Consider the following 17,794-nt stretch of genomic DNA (forward strand, 5'->3'; position numbering starts at 1 on the left):
GGCCACTTCCCGCTGTGGGAAAAGCGACACGAATGGCGGTCCCGGGCGCTTCGCGGCCCGCCGCCGCGCGCCGCGGACGCCGCCATGAGCGGGGATTTCGCGGGTTCAGCGCGCTGCGGGGGCCGCCGCCGGCTGCAGTGCGCGGCCGGCGGCGGCCCCCGCGGGTTACCCAGCAGTAGATGTGGCGTGGCACCCTGTTCGAGGTGCTGAGCCGCACTCTGCTCCCGGCGTCCGGTTCGACCCCGGGCCGGGCGGGGTGGCGGTGCCCATGCCCCTTCCTCCGTGCCCGCGGGCACGGTCCCGGCGCCCCTGGCGACCGGTCGCACGGACTCCGTGCGCACCCCCCTCCCCCCCCTGCAGATCCCTGCCCGTGCGGGCGGTGCCTGAGGCGGTCACGTGCTGCGTGCCGCCCGCAGGCGGCCACGCCGGGTGAGCATCGTTCAACGGAGAGGTAGTGATGTCGCCGAACACCGTCGGGCTCGCGCTCCTGCTGCTGGGAGTGCTGCTGCTGGCCGCCAAGTACATCCGCGTCAAATGGCGGCTGATGCAGACCCTCTACCTGCCGGTGTCGATCATCGGCGGCGCGATCGCCCTGCTGCTCGGGCCGGATGTGCTGGGCCGGATCGCTGCGTGGGCCGGCACCGACCGGTTCGCGGAGGGCGGCCTGTTCGGTACCGCGGTGATGGAGGTGTGGGCCGCGCTGCCCGGCCTGCTGATCTCGGTCGTGTTCGCCGGGCTCTTCCTCGGCAAGCCGCTGCCGAAGATGCGCCAGGCGGCGAAGCTCGCCGGCCCCAACATCGCCTTCGGCGTCACCGTGGCCAGCGGCCAGTACGTGATCGGCCTGCTGCTGGCGCTGATCGTCATCGTGCCGCTGTTCAACCTGCCGGCGCTGTCCGGCGCGCTGATCGAGATCGGCTTCCTCGGCGGGCACGGCACCGCCGCCGGCCTCGGCGACACCTTCCAGCGCGTCGGCTGGGCCGAGGGCCAGGACCTCGCGGTGGGCATGGCCACCGTCGGCCTCCTCACCGGCATCGTGGTCGGCATCATCCTGATCAACTGGGGGGTGCGCACCAAGAAGACCACGGTGCTCAGTTCCGAGGACCGCGGCACCGACGACGAGCAGGCCGGCCTCATCGAGCAGGGCAACCGCGCGCCGGGCGCGACGATGACGGTCCATCCCTCGTCACTGGACCCGCTCACCCTGCACTTCGGGCTCATCGCGCTCGCGGTGCTGCTGGGCCAGCTCATCCTGATGGGCCTGCAGGCGCTGGAGCAGCTGCTCTGGGCCGACGCCATCGAGATCATGGCCTACGTCCCGCTGTTCCCGCTGGCCATGATCGGCGGCATCATCGTCCAGGCGGTCGCCGACCGCTTCGACCGCAAGCGGGTGCTGGACGAGCAGACCGTCGCCCGGGTGCAGGGCTTCTCGCTGGACGTGCTGATCATCGCCGCGATGGCGACGCTGTCCCTCCAGTCGATCGCCGACAACTTCGCGCCGTTCGCGCTCCTCGCGGTGGCGGGCATCCTGTGGTGCCTGTTCGCCTTCCTGGTGCTGGCGCCGCGGATGATGCCCTCGCACTGGTTCGAGCGCGGTATCGGCGAGTTCGGGCAGTCCCTTGGCGTAACCGCCACCGGCATGGTCCTGATGCGCGTGGTCGACCCCGAGCTCAAGACTCCGGCCTACTCGGCGTTCGGCTACAAGCAGCTCGTCTTCGAGCCGTTCTTCGGCGGCGGCCTGATCACCGCCGCCGCGATCCCGCTGATCGTGAGCCCGCAGGTCGGCCCGTGGGGCTTCCTGGGGATGATGGCGGCCACGATGGCGGTGGCGATGTTCTTCGGCCTGGTGGTGCTGCGCCGCAGGGCCGCCCGCGCCGCGTCCGGCGAGCGGGCGGAGGCGCCGGCCGACCGCTGACCCCGGGTGGCAGCGCCCGCGGGCGGCGGAGCCGGACCGGTTCCGCCGCCCGCGGGCGATCGCGCCGGACGGGCCCGGCGCCCGCGGTCAGAGGGCGGCCGCGTCCTCGTAGACGCCCTTCTCGCTGGCGCCGAGGACCGGCCCGTACTGGACGCCGTCCTTGTCGGCGTACTTGAAGCTGACCACCGACACCAGTGTTCCGGTGCCTTCCCCGGCGTCGAAGCCGGAGAACCACGGGCCGCCGCTGGAGCCCTCGGTCATGTCGCAGTCCATCCCGCGCGCCGTCGTTCCGCCGTCGTCGGCGGTCGTCGGCCCGGCGCAGTAGTAGAGCGCGGTGCCGTCGTAGGGCGGCCGGGACGGGTAGCCGAAGGCGTGCACCGAGGCCGCGCCCTCCCCGGAGAATGCGATCCGCTGCGCACCGACCGCCTCGCGGACCTGTTCGCCCGCGCCGTTCGGCTCCAGCACGGCCGCGCCGAAGTCGTGGCTGTCGTCACCCTTGCCGGACCACTCCGGCGTCACCAGCATCTCCCGCGCGGCGAACTTGCCGTGCGGGGCCTCGCCGTCGCGGTACCCGGGCACGAACACCCAGTTGGACGCCCACGCGCCGGTGCCGTCCTTCAGGCAGTGGCCCGCGGTGACGACGGTGGCGCGGTTGCCGGCCGGGACGGTGGAGGCCGAGCAGGTGAAGTCGCGGCCGTCCATCGAGAGGAAGACGCGGCCGGTGGTGCGGGCGACCTTGCCGCCGCCGGACCACCGGCTGCCGGCGGTGTCTCCCGCCGCGGCCTGGGAGTGCGTGTCGGGCCGCGGCTCGGGGGAGGCGCCCGCCGCACCCTCCGGTGCGGCCCCGTCCTGCGGCGCCTCCGGTGCGCCGTCCTGCCCCGGGGGTGCCAGTACGCCGCCGAGGACGCGCTCGATCGGCTCGGCGGCCGCCATGCGCGCGCCGGTCCAGTAGGCGAGGACGTCCTCCGGGGTTTCGGACGCGGTGTGCCTGACCGTTTCCTGCCGGGGCTCGGTCGGCTGCGGGGGCGGGCTCTCTGCGGCGGCGCCGGCGGCCGACGCCGCGATGGCGGCCGCCGCGAGGGGCGCGATCGCCGCGCGGACAAGGGACGATGTCATGGGCAGCGATCCTGCCACACGGAGTGTAGCCGTGTCCGTACTTTGAGTTTCGGAGTGGCGTGGCGCGGAAAGATCGGGGACCGAATCTGGATCGGTGGCGCCCGCACCCGGTCAGGGCCTGGCCGTTCCCGCGCCCCCGGCCGTAGCCGGGCACCGCGCGCCGTGCGCGAGAATGGCCGGGTGCGAATCGCCGAACAGCTCCTCGAGAAGTCCGCGCCCTCTGACGTGCGCGAGGTCGTGATCCTCGGCTCCACCGGGTCCATCGGCACCCAGGCCCTCGACGTCGTCCGCGGCGCCCCGGGCCGGTTCCGGGTCGCCGGCCTCGCCGCCGGCGGCGGCCGCCCCGCCGAACTCGCCGACCAGGCCGCCGAGTTCGGTGTCGCGGCGGTCGCGGTCGCCGACGAGGGCGCTGCCGCCGAGGTGGCGCGCCTGCTCCGCGAGCGCGGCTGCGGAGCCGAGGTGCTGGCCGGTGCGGAGGGCGTCGCCGAACTCGCCACCCGCCCCTGCGACACCGTGCTCAACGGCGTGACCGGGGCGCTCGGCCTGGAGTCGACGCTGGCCGCGCTGCGCGCCGGCCGCCTCCTCGCGCTCGCCAACAAGGAGTCGCTGATCATCGGCGGCCCGCTCGTGCGCGATGCCGCCGAGCCCGGGCAGATCGTGCCGGTCGACTCCGAGCACTTCGCGCTCGCCCAGTGCTTCCCGCGCCAGCCCGCCGACCGGCTCACCAGCCTCGCGCAGGGGCAGGTGGACGCCGCCCGCGGCGACGTGGCGCGGCTCGTGGTCACCGCCAGCGGCGGGCCGTTCCGCGGCCGCAGCCGCGCCGACCTGCAGGACGTGCGGCCCGAGGACGCGCTGAACCACCCGACCTGGAGCATGGGCCCGGTCATCACCGTCAACTCGGCGACGCTGGTGAACAAGGGCCTGGAGGTGATCGAGGCGCACCTGCTGTTCGACGTGCCCTTCGAGCGCATCGAGGTCGTCGTGCACCCGCAGTCCATCGTCCACTCGATGGTCACCTACACCGACGGCTCCACCCTGGCCCAGGCCAGCCCGCCCAGCATGCGCATCCCGATCGCCTACGGCATGGCGTGGCCGCACCGGGTCGCCGGCGCCGCCCCCGGCCTGGACTGGACCCGCGCCCAGTCCTGGACCTTCGAGCCGCTGGACGGCGCCGCATTCCCGGCGGTGGCGCTGGCGTGCGAGGTCGGCGCCGCGGGCGGCACCGCCCCGGCCGTCTACAACGCGGCCAACGAGGAGGCGGTCGACGCCTTCCTCCGCGGACGCCTGGCATTTCCCGCGATCGTGGACACAGTGGCGGCGGTAGTCTCGGAGCGTCCGGCGGACCCGGCACCCGGCTCACTGACCCTGGACGGTGTCCGCTCCGCAGACGCCTGGGCGCGCACGCGCGCCAGAGAGCTGTGTGCGCGGACCCGCTGAGCGCGCGTGACGGGGCGGCGCAGGCTGCCACGAGGTGAGGAGCGACATTGGAGCTGGCACTGACGATCGCGGGGATCGTGCTCTTCTTCCTCGGCCTGCTCTTCTCGATCGCCTGGCATGAGCTGGGCCACTTGAGCACCGCGAAGATGTTCGGCATCCGGTGCACCCAGTACATGGTGGGCTTCGGACCCACGCTGTGGTCGCGGGTGAAGGGCGACACCGAGTACGGCGTCAAAGCGGTGCCGCTCGGCGGCTACGTGCGCATGGTCGGCATGATCCCGCCGGCCAAGCGCAAGGAGGGCGCCCGTCCGCTGGGCCGCATCGGCCGGATGATCGAGGATGCCCGCGAAGCCAGCACGGTGGAGATGGAGCCGGGCGACGAGGACCGGCAGTTCTACCAGCGCGCGCCGTGGAAGCGCCTGATCGTCATGTTCGCCGGGCCCGGCATGAACGTGGTCCTCGCCGCGATCCTGTTCGTGATCGTGCTGATGGGCATCGGCATCCCGCAGCCGAGCAGCACCGTCGACACCGTCGCCAAATGCGTGCTGCCCGCGACCGCGGCGAGCACCGACTGCCCGGCGGACGCACCGGAGAGCCCGGCCATGGCGGCCGGCCTGCGCCCCGGCGACACCATCGTCGCGGTCGGCGGCGAGCCCGCGCCGAACTGGGAGACCGCCAACGACCTCATCCGGGACGCGATGGGCCCCACCGACTTCACGGTCGAGCGCGGCGGCGAGCGGATCGAGGTCACCGCGGACCTGATCGAGAACGACGTGGTCGCCCGGGACGCCGACGGCGAGGTCATCGTCAAGACCGGCGCCGACGGCGAGCCGGTCACCGATGCCGACGGCTACCAGGTGCCGGAGACGGAGAAGGCGGGCTTCCTCGGCATCACCTTCGCCAACGAGCGCGCCCCGCTCGGATTCGCCGACTCGGCCCGCTACATGGGCGACACCGTCGTCGGCGTGGTGGAGGCCCTGATCGCGCTGCCGTCCAAGGTGGACGACGTGTTCCGCGCGGCCTTCCTCGGCGAGGAGCGCGGTGCCGACTCCCCGGTCGGCATCGTGGGCGCCTCCCGGATCGGCGGCGAAGTGCTGGCGCAGCCCATCCCGCTGCTGGACCGGGCCGCGTTCATGCTCAACATGCTCGCCGGCGTCAACCTGTTCCTGTTCGCCTTCAACATGCTGCCGATCCTGCCGCTGGACGGCGGCCACATGCTGGGCGCGCTCTGGGAGTGGCTGCGCCGCGGTTTCGCCCGCGTGTTCAAGCGCCCCGACCCGGGCCCGTTCGACGTGGCGAAGCTGATGCCGGTGGCCTACGTGGTCGTGGCCTGCTTCCTCGTCTTCAGCGTCATGCTGCTGATCGCCGACGTCATCAACCCGGTCCGCATCATGCAGTAGCGGCCGGAAGCGGCCGGGGGACGGCCGGTATCCGCAGGGTGTCCGGCCAGTGTGGCTTCTGCCGCTTTGGCACCGCCCTGCGCCGGCGGCGGGTACGCTGGGCACCGCGCGGACGGCCGAGTGCCGGCCAGGCTCCCCCTCGCCGGTCCGCGGCGGGCGCGGATCCGCGTGCCCCCGGCGGTGCCCCCGGCACCGCCCCGAGCACCGCCGCCCCGGACAGCTGCACCCCAGACTTCTTGAGACTTCTACCGACGCCGCCGGCGCCGCCCGGCGGCCCACGAGGTGAGACCGCGTGACCGTCGATCTTGGCATTCCTGTCGCCCGCCCGCGCCCGCTGGCGCAGCGGCGCAAATCCCGGCAGATCATGGTCGGCAACGTCCCAGTAGGCGGCGACGCCCCGGTGTCCGTCCAGTCCATGACGACCACCGTCACGTCCGACATCAACGCCACCCTCCAGCAGATCGCCGAGCTCACCGCCAGCGGATGCCAGATCGTGCGGGTGGCCGTGCCCAGCGCCGACGACGCCGAGGCCCTGCCGATCATCGCCAAGAAGTCGCAGATCCCCGTCATCGCCGACATCCACTTCCAGCCGAAGTACGTCTTCCAGGCCATCGACGCCGGCTGCGCGGCGGTCCGGGTCAACCCGGGCAACATCAAGAAGTTCGACGACAAGGTCGGCGAGATCGCCAAGGAGGCGTCGGACGCCGGCGTGCCGATCCGGATCGGCGTCAACGCCGGCTCGCTCGACAAGCGCCTGCTGGAGAAGTACGGCAAGGCCACCCCCGAAGCGCTGGCGGAGTCGGCGCTGTGGGAGTGCTCGCTGTTCGAGGAGCACGGCTTCCGCGACATCAAGATCTCGGTCAAGCACAACGACCCCGTCGTGATGATCAACGCCTACCGCCAGCTCGCCGCCGCCTGCGACTACCCGCTGCACCTCGGCGTCACCGAGGCCGGCCCGGCATTCCAGGGCACCATCAAGTCCTCGGTGGCCTTCGGGGCGCTCCTCGCCGAGGGCATCGGCGACACCATCCGGGTCTCGCTGTCCGCGCCGCCGGCCGAGGAGGTCAAGGTCGGCGCCCAGATCCTCGAGTCGCTCGGACTCCGCGAGCGCGGCCTGGAGATCGTCTCCTGCCCCAGCTGCGGCCGTGCCCAGGTCGACGTCTACACCCTCGCCGACGAGGTCACCGCCGGCCTGGAAGGCCTGGACGTGCCGCTGCGCGTCGCCGTCATGGGCTGCGTCGTCAACGGCCCGGGCGAGGCCCGCGACGCCGACCTCGGCGTCGCCTCCGGCAACGGCAAGGGCCAGATCTTTGTCAAGGGCGAAGTCATCAAGACCGTGCCCGAGTCCAAGATCGTGGAGACCCTGATCGACGAGGCCATGCGCCTGGCCGAGGGCATGAAGGACGAAGGCGCCGAGTCGGGCGAGCCGTCCGTCTCCGTCGCCGGCTGACTCCGCGGGCCTGCCCGCCCTCCCTGTCTCGCCCGGCGCTCCGGGCTCCGGGACGTGCCTCCGGCCGCCGCGGCACCCGCCGCGGCGGCCGCGTCGTGTCGCGCCGTCCGCATCGGCCCCACTCCGGAGAGAATGTTCCCCACTACTGACGGTGAGGAGAGTGCGATGCGGGGTGGGCGCGTGCCGCGGTCCGCGGTGGCGGCGTTGCTGGTTCCGGTACTGCTCCCGGCCCTGCCGGCGGGACCGGGCGGCGCAGGGGCCGCCGAGGCGGCGGAGGCGGCGCCCGCCCGGCCGGCCCAGGAAGCTCCGGCGGCCGACGCCGGCCGCGGTGCCGGCGCCGGCCTGGACTGGGGGGCCTGCGGCGACCTCGACCCGGGCGACGGCCCGGAGCCGGAGTGCGCCACCCTGGACGTGCCGATGGACACCGGCGCGCAGCAGGCCGGCACCGCCCGCGACGAGGCCGCGACCGTGCAGCTCGCGCTGTCCCGGGTGCCCGCCACCGGCACCCGCGAGGGTGTGCTGTTCGTCAATCCGGGCGGGCCCGGCAGCCCCGGGCGGATCTGGGCCTCGCACACCGCCGGCGCGCTCCCCGCGGACCTGCGCGAGCACTACGACGTCATCGGTTTCGACCCGCGCGGCAGCGGCGCCTCGACCCCGGGGATCTCCTGCGACCCGGGCTACTTCACGCCGGTGCGCCCGGACACCGTGCCCGCCTCGCGCGCCGACGAGGCGCACCTCGTCGACCGGGCCAAGGACTACGCCGGTGCGTGCACCGCGCCGTCCGGGCTGCTCGACCACATGCGCACCACCGACATCGCCGCCGACATGGACCGGATCCGCGCGGCGGTCGGCGCCGAGCAGATCGACTACCTCGGCTACTCCTTCGGGACGCTGCTGGGCGGCGTCTACGCCACCCTCTACCCGGAGCGCGTCGACCGGATGGTCCTGGACAGCGTCGTCCACCCGGACCGGCCCTGGTACGCCAGCAACCTCGCGCAGAGCCGCGCCCTCGACGGAGCCGGCAAGGCCTTCTTCGACTGGGCCGCCCGGCACGACGCCGCCTACGGCCTGGGCACCGACGGCGCCGAGGTCGAAGCGGCCTACCAGGCGATCCGCGCCGAACTGGCGGAACAGCCCCTCGCCCAGACCGTCGGCCCCACCGAGCTGGAGAACGCAGCCATCACCGCCGCCTACACCACTGCCGTCTGGCCGGACACGGCCCGCGCCCTCGCCGACTACGCGTCCGGGGCCGACCCCGAGGCACTGGTGCGGCTGCACGAGCGGTTCGGCGACAGCGAGGACGACGACGCCGGATACGGCGCCTACCTCGCCACCGAGTGCACCGACTCGCCGTGGCCCGCGGACTGGGCGACGTGGAGCCGGGACGGCCGCGCCGCGCACGCCGAGGCCCCCTTCCAGGGCTGGAACAACATCTGGTACAACGCGCCGTGCGCGTTCTGGCCCAGCGACGCCGGACCGTGGACCCAGGTGGACGGCTCCGGCACCGGCGGCGCCCTGCTGATCCAGGCGACCGGCGACGGCGCGACGCCGCAGGACGGAGCGTTCGCCATGCGCGAGCGGTTCCCCGGCGGGCGGCTGGTGCTGCAGGAGGACGGCTACGACCACGGCGTCTCCTTCGGCGGCGACGAGTGCGTGGACGGCGCCGTGCTCGCCTACCTGCGCGACGGAACGCTGCCTGACGAGGCCGGCGGCGGCGCGGCCGACCTGGTCTGCCAGGCGCCGCCGCTGCCCGAGCCGGACGGGGGCGGCCGCGAACCGCAGTCCGGCCAGCAGGCCGAGGCGCCCGCGGCCGCCGGGCAGGCCGACGCCGGCTCCGCACCGCGGCCGGTGCCCGGCCGGTGACGGCCGCGGCAGGGCCCGGGTGCCGGAACGCGGCACACGGCGGTGCAGCCGTTCGATTAGTCTGGATTCGGACCGGTACGGTGCCGGCGCTCCGCACCGCCGGGGCGCGGGCCCGGGCGGCCCGGAGCTCCCGCCGCGGCGGCGGCCGGATGAGGCGGACGAGGTGATGCGAGTGCTGCGGACCTCACCCGCGGTACGCGTGCTCGACGGCCGCGACCGCGAGGCCGTGCACGCGCTGCTCGACGCCGACCCGGTCGGCAACGTCTTCGTCAGCGCCCGGCTGCGCTCGCACGGCCTCGAACCGGCCCGGCTGGGCGCCGAGGTCTGGGGCTACGTCGAGAACGGCGCCATCACCGCGCTCTGCTACGCCGGCGCCAACCTGGTGCCGATCGAGGCCGGCCCGGACGCGGTGCGCCGGTTCGCCGAGCACGCGCGCTGGCGGGGCCGCCGCTGCTCCTCCATCGTGGGGCCGGTCGGCGCCGTCACCGACCTGTGGGAGCGGCTCGGCCCGGTCTGGGGGCCGGCCCGCGCCGTCCGGGCGCACCAGCCGGTGATGGAGCTGACGGCGGATCCGGCCGTGCGGCCGGACCCGCTGGTGCGCCGGGTCGGCATCGGCGAGCTCGACGTCCTGCTCCCCGCCTGCGTGGCCATGTTCACCGAGGAGGTCGGCGTGCCGCCGGACGCCGGCGACGGCGGCGCGCTCTACCGGGCCCGGGTCGAGGAGCTGGTGCGCGCCGGCCGCGCGTTCGCCCGGATCGAGGACGGCCGCGTGGTCTTCAAGGCCGAGGTGGGCGCAGTCGCCTCCGGCGTCTGCCAGGTGCAGGGCGTATGGACCGACCCGGCGCTCCGCGGCCGCGGCCACGCTGCGGCGGGTATGGCCGCGGTGGCCGAGCTGGCGCGCGCCGAGATCGCGCCGCGCGTCACGCTCTACGTCAACGACTACAACGTGCCCGCGCGCGCCGTCTACCACCGGGTGGGCTTCCGCGACGTCGGCGAGGTCATGTCGATCCTCTTCTGAGTACCGCGCTGCGCGGCACCGGCCGCCGGGAGGTCAGCGGAGCGGCCCGATCTCGTCCAGCGGGGGCAGCCCGAGGTCGGCGGTCGCCGCCAGGTATTCGATCAGGTTGTTCACGTCGGCGATGTCCTTCGCCCGGCCGAGTCTGCGCTTCCACCGCAGCACCCGCTCCAGGGGCGCGAACGGGATCCCGGCCACCGTGGTCCGGGCGTCGATGAATTCGTCGGTGTCCCACAGGGAGGGGAACCAGCCGTCGAGCATCTCCAAGCGGCCTCCGGCCAGCATCACCCGGTTCACGCCCTCCCACGGTGCGGTGCCCACCGGGCCCAGGCGGCTGACCCGCCGCCACGCGCTGCCGCGCAGCACCACGTCGAGGTCGCCGATCTCGCGGCGGATCCCGTGCGCCAGCAGCGGCCCGCTTCCGGCGATGATGTAGTCGCCGGCCGGCAGGTCCAGCCTGCGGAGTTCAGCGAAGAGCGGATGGTCCGCCAGCCGCGCAGCTGCCTCTGCGCCGGGGTCCCGGTCGCCACGCGGCGCGGGGTTGCGGTTGCTGCCGTGCACAGCGCGCCTCCTTCGGTGCAATAGCGGTGGTCCGGCTCCCCCTCCGGCCCGGGCCGAAGTCACCCCAGTGCACCCACGCCCCAGAGGAGGCGTACGGCGGCTGCGGTGACCAGGGCGAAGCCGATGCTGCTCAGCGAGCCGATCAGGAAGTACTCCGCGAACCGCTTCTGGTGGCTCTGCAGCTCGGGGAAGCGCGCCAGCGCCTTGATGGCGACAACCACGGCCACGGCCTCCGGCCGCCCGGCCACGGTGCAGGTGAAGGTCAGGGAGCGCTCCAGCCAGCCGATAGCGGTGCCGGCCCCGGCAAGGGGGGCCATCTCGTCGGCTTCCGCCTTCTTCAGTTCGGCGTAGAACGGGTGGAGCGTGTGGGTGACCACCTCTCCGCCGATGAACGTCGCGATCAGGAACCCCGAAAGCGCAATTGCATAGGCGTCGTCCAGGATAAGGGCCCGCGCCGCCGCAAGCGCGTCGGCGCCCTCGCTGACCAGCGCAGCGGCGGCGGCGAGCACCGCGGCAAGGCCCAGCGGCACGAAGATCGCGGCCGCCGCGCCGTCCGGATTGAGGATGCGCGGTGAGCCCTGCGTGCGCGTGTCGCCGCGCGCCAGCCGGCCCAGTACCCAGGACGCCGCCACCGACGCCGGCAGGAGCACCAGCGTCCCCCACGACAGCAGCGACGGGGCCAGGGTGTAGAGCGCATAGGCCGCGGTGAGCGGCAGCGCCGCGTAGAGCCGCGGCCGGATGGCGGGGATCGAGTAGGGGAGGAGTGCGGCGGTGACCATGCCGAGGGCGATGCGTTCGAGTTCCATACCGCTCCGTCGGTGCGGCGTCGGTGGCCGGTGCGCGCGGGTCCGGGCGCGGTGCGAAGTGCCCCGGGGCCGGGGGGCGGGGTTCGGCCGAGCGGCGCTGCTCGGCGGGCCGGAGGGGCTCCGGCACGGGATGCCGATTATCGGACACCGCGCCGGTCAGCGACAGGGCCCCAGGTCACCGTTGGGCCGTCCGCGGTCCGCTGCCCGCCCGGGAGCGGGCGGGCAGCGGACCGGACGGCGGCGCGGGCCGCTCCCGGGCGCGCCGGAGGCGGGCGGTTGGCGGCGCCGATTAGCGTGGGGGTGACCGAAGACGCCGCACGGGAGGCGCCGATGACCCGGGGCGTGTACATCGCCGCGACCGGCGGCGACAGCCAGCAGGCCGTCGTCGCGCTCGGCGTCGCCGAGCTGCTCTCCAGCAGTGTGCGCTCGGTCGGCGTGTTCCGGCCGGTCGTGCAGGACCGCGGCCGCGACCCCGTCGTGGAGACGCTCCGCAAGCGGTTCGGCATCGCCGACGCCTACGAGGACTGCGTGGGCACCACCTACGCCGAGGCGCGCGCCGATCCCGAGCTGGCGCGCGAGCGCATCGTCGACGCCTACCACGCGGTCGCCGCCGGCCGCGCGGCGATGGTGGTGGTCGGCACCGGCTTCACCGACGTTTCCACGGCCACCGAGTTCGCGTTCAACGCGCGGCTCGCCGCCGACCTCGGCACCCCCGTCCTGCTGCTGGTCTCGGCGGCCGGCCGCACCGCGGACGACGTGCGCGACGCCGTCGCGCTGGCCCGCACCGAAGCCGAACGCACCTACGCCGCGCCGGTGGCGACCGTGGTGGACCGCGCCGACCCCGCGGACGCCGACCGCCTGCGCGGTGTGCTCGGCGGCGACGGCTTCGTCCTGCCCGAGGTGCCGGGGCTGCGCGCGCCCACCCTCAGCGACCTGCGCCGAGCCTGCGGCGGGCGGCTGCTGTTCGGCGAGGAGCGGCGGCTCAGCCGCGAGACCGGGGGATCGGTGGTGGCGGCGATGGCGCTGCCGCGGCTGCTCGACCGGCTGCAGCCGGACGGCGTGGTGATCATGGCGTCGGACCGGGCGAGCGCGCTGCTGCCCGCGGTCAGCGCCGCACACGCCTCGCCCGACTTCCCGTCCCTGGCCGGAGTGGTGCTCACCGGCGGCGCGGAGATGCCCGAACCGGTCTGGCGGCTGCTCAGCGGCATGGACATCCGGCTGCCGGTGATCGCCACCGAGCTGGGCACTTTCGACACCGCCACCCGCATCGCCGGCACGCGCGGCCGCATCGCCCCCGACGCCGGCCCCAAGATCGAGGCGGCGCTGGCCGCGTTCTCCGATTCGGTGGACGGTCCGCGGCTGCTGGAGCTGCTCCAGGTGGCGCGCTCCAGCGTCGTCACCCCGGCCATGTTCCAGCACACCCTGCTGCAGCGGGCCCGCGCCGACCGGCGCCGCATCGTGCTGCCCGAGGGCACCGAGGAGCGGGTGCTGCGCGCCGCCGACGTGCTGCTCCGCCGGGACGCCGCCGACCTGGTGCTGCTCGGCCGGCCGCGGGACATCGCGGCCCGCGCCGACGACCTCGGACTCAGGATCGGGGCCGCCGAGCTCATCGACCCGGAGAACGCGCCGGAGCTGCTCGACCGGTTCGCCGACGAGTACGTGCGGCTGCGCGGACACCGCGGCGTGACCGCCGAACTGGCCCGGGACACCGTCCGGGAGATCTCCTACTTCGGCACCCTCATGGTGCACTGCGGCCTGGCCGACGGCATGGTCTCCGGCGCCGTGCACACCACCGCGCAGACCATCCGGCCCTCCTTCGAGATCCTCCGCAGCGGCCTGGTCTCCAGCGCGTTCCTGATGCTCCTCGCCGACCGGGTGCTGGTCTACGCCGACTGCGCCGTGGTGCCCGACCCGACGGCCGAGCAGCTCGCCGAGATCGCGGCCGACTCCGCGCAGACGGCGCGCCGGTTCGGGGTGGACCCCCGGGTGGCTCTGCTGTCCTATTCGACGGGGGAGTCGGGCAGCGGCGCCGACGTCGACAAGGTGCGCCGGGCGGCCGACCTGGTGCACGCGCACGCGCCGGACCTGCCCGCCGAGGGCCCCATCCAGTACGACGCCGCCATCGATCCCGGCGTGGCGCGCACCAAGCTTCCCGACAGCGAGGTCGCCGGCCGGGCCACGGTGTTCATCGTGCCCGACCTCAACACCGGCAACATCCTCTACAAGGGGGTGCAGCGCAGCGCCGGCGCCATCGCCGTCGGCCCGGTCCTGCAGGGCCTGCGCAGTCCGGTCAACGACCTGTCCCGCGGTGCGACGGTGCAGGACATCGTCAACACCGTCGCCATCACCGCGGTCCAGGCGCAGGGCGGCACGCGCTAGGGCGTGGTGGGTGGATGGCGTCTGTCGCGAGCGGTGCCGGAGGTGCGTTCATCGCACGGCCGGCGAGGGAGTCAGGGCGGGTCTTCCCGTTGCGGAGAGGAGAACGCCGCGAGGGGCGTGCCAGGGCTCCGCGCAGCAGGACAGCTGCTCACCAAACCCGCCCTGGGGCGGCGGCCGCCGGCGGCTGGGCACAGCAGCGCGGCCCGGCCCCCGGACGCCGTCTCCGGGGCCGGGCCGCGCTGCGCGAGCGTTCCGGTGCTGCCCGGCACCGCCCGCCGCCCGCCGCGGGTCAGCCGTCGGCGCGCTTGGTCCGGGCGGGCTCGGCCGGGGTTCCGTCCTGGATGGTGCGGTGCAGCGGGGACTCCGAGAACGACAACTCGAAGTCAGGGGTGTCGGCGATCAGCGCCCGCGTGTAGTCGTGCTCGGGGCTCGACATCACGCGGCCCACCGGCCCGTACTCCACGATCTCGCCCTTGTTCAGGATCGCCACCTTCTGCGCGATGTTGGAGACCAGGGCGATGTTGTGGGTGACGAACAGCAGCGCCATCCCGTCGTCCTGCAGCGCGCGCAGCAGCTGCACAATCTCCGCCTGCACGCTGACGTCCAGCGCGGACGTGATCTCGTCGCAGATCAGCAGGTCGGGCCCAGTGGCGATGGCGCGGGCGATGCTCACCCGCTGCCGCTCGCCGCCGCTCAGCTGCTCGGGGAAGCGCGACCCGTAGGACGCCGGCAGCGCCGCCCGCTCCAGCGCCTCGCCGACCACGGCGTCCGGGTTCTCCGGCTTGCCCGCCAGGTGCGTGTAGGGGCCCAGGATGAGGTCGCGGACCCGCTTGCGCGGGTTGAGCGCCTCGTAGGGGTTCTGGAAGATGTACTGCACCCGGCGGCGCTGCTCCGGCGTGCGCCGGTAGCTGCTCGGCGCGAGCGCGTCGCCGTCGAACTCCAGGCCGCCGGTGAACTGCGTGTGCAGCCCGGCCACCGAGCGGGACAGGGTGGTCTTGCCCGAGCCGGACTCGCCGAGCAGCGCCACGCATTCGCCGGTGTGGATCTCGGCGTCGATGCCGCGCAGCACCGTGTTCGAGCCGTACCCGGCCTGCAGGCCGGAGATCTTCAGCAGCGGCGGCTCGGCCGGCTCCTCCTGCTCGGGGTGGCCCTCGGTCTTGAGCAGCGGCACCGCGCGCAGCAGCCGCCGCGTGTAGGGGTGCTCCGGGTCGGCGAGGACGCGGGCAGCGGCGCCGCGCTCCACCACCTCGCCCTGGTACATCACCGCGATGTCGTCGGCCAGGTCGGCGACGACCGCCATGTCGTGGCTGATGTAGACACCGGCCGTGCCGTACTCGCGGGTCATCCGCCGGATGGTGTCGAGCACGTGCGCCTGCGTCGTCACGTCGAGGCCGGTGGTCGGCTCGTCCATGACGATCGCGTCGGGGCGGCCGGCGAAGGCCATCGCGATGGCGACGCGCTGCTGCTGCCCGCCGGAGAGCTGGTGCGGGTAGCGGGCCAGGAACGCGTCGTCGTCGGGCAGCGCGACTTCGCGCAGCACCGCGCGCACCCGCTCTGCGGCCGGGCCGTCGGCCTCCTCGTCCCACTCGTGCAGCGCTTCGGCGAGCTGGGTGCGCAGCCGCAGCGCCGGATTGAGCGCCGAGGCCGGCGACTGCGGGATGTAGGCGACCGCGCGGCCGCGCAGCCGCCGCACCCGCCGCTCGCTGAGCCCGGTCAGCGAGGTGCCGGAGACGGTGATCTCGCCCGCGGTGACCTCGGTGGAGCGCTTGGTGTGCGCCAGCAGGGACAGGCCCAGCGTGGTCTTCCCGGAGCCGGACTCCCCGACGAGGCCGCAGATGCGGCCGCGGGCGACGGTCAGCTCGATGCCGGAGATGATGTCCACGTCGGAAGGGCGGCCGATGACGGTCAGCCCCGCGACGCTCAGCGCCAGCTCCCCGCCGGCGTCCTCGCGGGCGCCGGCGCTCTCGGATGTACTGCCGTTGCGGCTCATCACTTCTCCACCCCTCGGTCGATGCCGATGGACGCACGGGAGAGCCCGTCGGTGATCAGGTTGGCGCCGATGGTCAGCACGGCCACGGCGGACACCGGCAGGATCACCGCCCACGGCTGGACGGTCACGGCCACCCGGCCCTCGTTGATCATCAGGCCCCAGTCCGCGGTCGGCGGCTGCAGGCCCATGCCGAGGAAGCTCAGGGTGGCGATGAGACCGACCGAGTAGGTGATCCGCAGGCCGAGCTCCACCAGCAGCGGGCTGGAGATGTTCGGCAGGATCTCGGCGGCCATGATCCGCCACCGGGGCACCCCGATGGCCTCGGCGGACTTGACGAAGTCCTGCTCGACGACCTTCAGTGTCGCCTCGCGCGCCACCCGGGCGACCCGGTTGGCGTGCGAGATGGCGATGATCGCGACGATCAGCCAGACCTGCGGACCCAGGATCGACAGCAGCAGCAGCGCCAGGACGAGCTGCGGGAACGCCAGCAGCATGTCGTTGGTGCGCATGATCAGCTCGTCGACCCAGTTGCGCAGGTAGCCGGCGACGATGCCGACCAGTGCGCCCCCCGCGACGCCGAGGAGCGCCGCGGCGACCGCGATCGTGACCAGCGTGTAGCCGCCGTGCAGGAAGCGGCTGAACACGTCGCGGCCGACTCCGTCGGTGCCGAACAGGGTGCCGGCGACGTCGGTGCTGTTGGGGACGCCGCCCGCGGACTGGGTCGGGCCGAACGGGCTGATGAACGGGCCGATCACGGCGATCGCCACGACCAGGCCGGCCAGCAGGATCCCGAGCTTGGTGCGGTGGTAGCCCCAGGCGGTGCGGAACAGTCCGCGGCGGCGGGCCGGCGCGGCGTCCGGAGCGGAGGCCCCGGGGGCGGCAGCAGCGTTGGCGGTGGTCATCGCGACGACACCCTCACCTTCGGGTTGGCAGCCAGGCCCACGATGTCGGCGAGCAGGTTGACCACCACGTACACGGCGGCGATCAGCAGTGTCACCGCTTGGATGACCGGCATGTTGCGGGCCTCGATGGCCTCCATCAGCGCCTTGCCGATGCCGGGGAAGTTGAACAGGAACTCGATGGCGACGACGCCGCCGGCGAGCCAGCCGAGCTGGACCGCGATCACCTGCGCCACCGGGCCGATCGCGTTGGGTGCGGCGTGCCGCAGCAGCACGGTGCGCTCGCTGAGGCCCTTCAACCGGGCCTGCTGGACGTACTCGCTCTCCAAGACCTCGATCATCGAGGCGCGCATCATCCGGATGATCGGCGGACTGACCGCGATCGCCAGCGTGAGCACCGGGAGGACGAGCTGTTCGGGCCGGTCGAGGACGGCTTCTGAGCTGCCCGCGTAGACGGCGGGGAACAGCTTCAGCCCGCCGGTGGACAGCAGCAGGATCAGGATGATGCCGACCGCGAACTCCGGGAGCGCGGCCACGACCAGGGTGACCATGGAGGAGCCGTGGTCGAAGCCGCGGTCCCGGCGCACCGCCGCGAACGCGCCGATCGCCATCGCGATCGGGGCGGCGATCACAGCGGTGATCAGCATCAGGGTGAGGCTCGCCTGGATGCGCGGGGCGAGCAGTTCCGACACCGGCATCCCGCCGCTCAGCGACATACCGAAGTCCCAGGTCAGCGCAGACAGCAGCCAGGTTCCGTACTGGACGGCGAGCGGCTGGTCGAGGTTGAGCTGTTCACGCAGCGCTTCCAGGCGCGCCGTATCGGCGGAGTCCCGGCCCAGGATGGCCTGGGCCGGGTCGCCGGGAAGCGCCTGCGTCGCCGCGAACACGACGAGCGAGACCACGAAAAGGGTCAGCACGCCGTAGCCCAGGCGATACAGGATCATGCGAGTCATGTAACGACCTTCA

The 17,794-nt window shown here is 73.8% G+C and carries 13 protein-coding genes; 7 read left to right on the forward strand and 6 right to left on the reverse strand.

Annotation, left to right across the window (positions count from 1 at the left end):
- The first annotated feature begins 457 nt into the window (after positions 1 to 457).
- The gene (locus ACYVGT_RS22215) at positions 458 to 1,912 is read left to right on the forward strand and encodes a sodium/glutamate symporter (protein ID WP_460861737.1); all 1,455 of its coding nucleotides are present in this window, start codon (positions 458 to 460) and stop codon (positions 1,910 to 1,912) included.
- Between the two features lie 87 nt (positions 1,913 to 1,999).
- Here ACYVGT_RS22215 and ACYVGT_RS22220 read toward each other — a convergent pair whose 3' ends face one another.
- The gene (locus tag ACYVGT_RS22220) at positions 2,000 to 3,028 is read right to left on the reverse strand and encodes a trypsin-like serine peptidase (RefSeq protein WP_460861739.1); all 1,029 of its coding nucleotides are present in this window, start codon (positions 3,026 to 3,028) and stop codon (positions 2,000 to 2,002) included.
- 237 nt (positions 3,029 to 3,265) lie between these two features.
- Here ACYVGT_RS22220 and dxr point away from each other — a divergent pair, with 237 nt between their 5' ends.
- The 5 genes from dxr to ACYVGT_RS22245 all read left to right on the forward strand — a co-directional run bounded on the left by dxr (position 3,266) and on the right by ACYVGT_RS22245 (position 10,196).
- Positions 3,266 to 4,465 (forward strand): 1-deoxy-D-xylulose-5-phosphate reductoisomerase, encoded by a 1,200-nt coding sequence (gene dxr / locus ACYVGT_RS22225; protein WP_460861800.1) that lies wholly within the window; start codon positions 3,266 to 3,268, stop codon positions 4,463 to 4,465.
- A 47-nt stretch (positions 4,466 to 4,512) separates the two neighbouring features.
- Entirely contained in the window at positions 4,513 to 5,865 is a 1,353-nt protein-coding gene (locus ACYVGT_RS22230; protein ID WP_460861742.1) for a M50 family metallopeptidase, read from the forward strand.
- 292 nt (positions 5,866 to 6,157) lie between these two features.
- Positions 6,158 to 7,315, forward strand: coding sequence for a flavodoxin-dependent (E)-4-hydroxy-3-methylbut-2-enyl-diphosphate synthase (ispG, locus tag ACYVGT_RS22235; RefSeq protein WP_460861746.1), 1,158 nt, complete (start codon positions 6,158 to 6,160; stop codon positions 7,313 to 7,315).
- 165 nt (positions 7,316 to 7,480) lie between these two features.
- Entirely contained in the window at positions 7,481 to 9,178 is a 1,698-nt protein-coding gene (locus tag ACYVGT_RS22240; protein WP_460861747.1) for an alpha/beta hydrolase, read from the forward strand.
- A 172-nt stretch (positions 9,179 to 9,350) separates the two neighbouring features.
- Complete coding sequence (locus ACYVGT_RS22245; RefSeq protein WP_460861749.1) at positions 9,351 to 10,196, forward strand: GNAT family N-acetyltransferase; 846 nt, start codon at positions 9,351 to 9,353, stop codon at positions 10,194 to 10,196.
- Between the two features lie 33 nt (positions 10,197 to 10,229).
- Here the strand turns inward: ACYVGT_RS22245 and ACYVGT_RS22250 are convergent, their stop codons facing one another.
- Together ACYVGT_RS22250 and ACYVGT_RS22255 are read right to left on the reverse strand one after the other, a co-directional pair.
- Positions 10,230 to 10,754: a hypothetical protein gene (locus tag ACYVGT_RS22250; protein ID WP_460861752.1), complete on the reverse strand. Its 525-nt coding sequence runs from the start codon at positions 10,752 to 10,754 to the stop codon at positions 10,230 to 10,232.
- Between the two features lie 59 nt (positions 10,755 to 10,813).
- Entirely contained in the window at positions 10,814 to 11,560 is a 747-nt protein-coding gene (locus tag ACYVGT_RS22255; protein ID WP_460861754.1) for a hypothetical protein, read from the reverse strand.
- A gap of 300 nt (positions 11,561 to 11,860) precedes the next feature.
- On the opposite strand from ACYVGT_RS22255, the gene pta reads away from it, so the two are divergent.
- Entirely contained in the window at positions 11,861 to 13,939 is a 2,079-nt protein-coding gene (gene pta, locus ACYVGT_RS22260; protein WP_460861756.1) for a phosphate acetyltransferase, read from the forward strand.
- A 289-nt stretch (positions 13,940 to 14,228) separates the two neighbouring features.
- Here the strand turns inward: pta and ACYVGT_RS22265 are convergent, their stop codons facing one another.
- From ACYVGT_RS22265 to ACYVGT_RS22275, 3 genes are read right to left on the reverse strand one after another with little or no spacing between them, the layout of a single operon-like run.
- The gene (locus ACYVGT_RS22265; protein WP_460861759.1) at positions 14,229 to 15,929 is read right to left on the reverse strand and encodes an ABC transporter ATP-binding protein; all 1,701 of its coding nucleotides are present in this window, start codon (positions 15,927 to 15,929) and stop codon (positions 14,229 to 14,231) included.
- Entirely contained in the window at positions 15,929 to 16,831 is a 903-nt protein-coding gene (locus ACYVGT_RS22270; RefSeq protein ID WP_460861763.1) for an ABC transporter permease, read from the reverse strand. The genes ACYVGT_RS22265 and ACYVGT_RS22270 overlap by 1 nt, the downstream gene beginning before the upstream one ends.
- Complete coding sequence (locus ACYVGT_RS22275) at positions 16,828 to 17,781, reverse strand: ABC transporter permease (protein ID WP_460861766.1); 954 nt, start codon at positions 17,779 to 17,781, stop codon at positions 16,828 to 16,830. The genes ACYVGT_RS22270 and ACYVGT_RS22275 overlap by 4 nt, the downstream gene beginning before the upstream one ends.
- Positions 17,782 to 17,794 lie beyond the last annotated feature (13 nt).

Source organism: Nocardiopsis coralliicola (assembly GCF_054779695.1).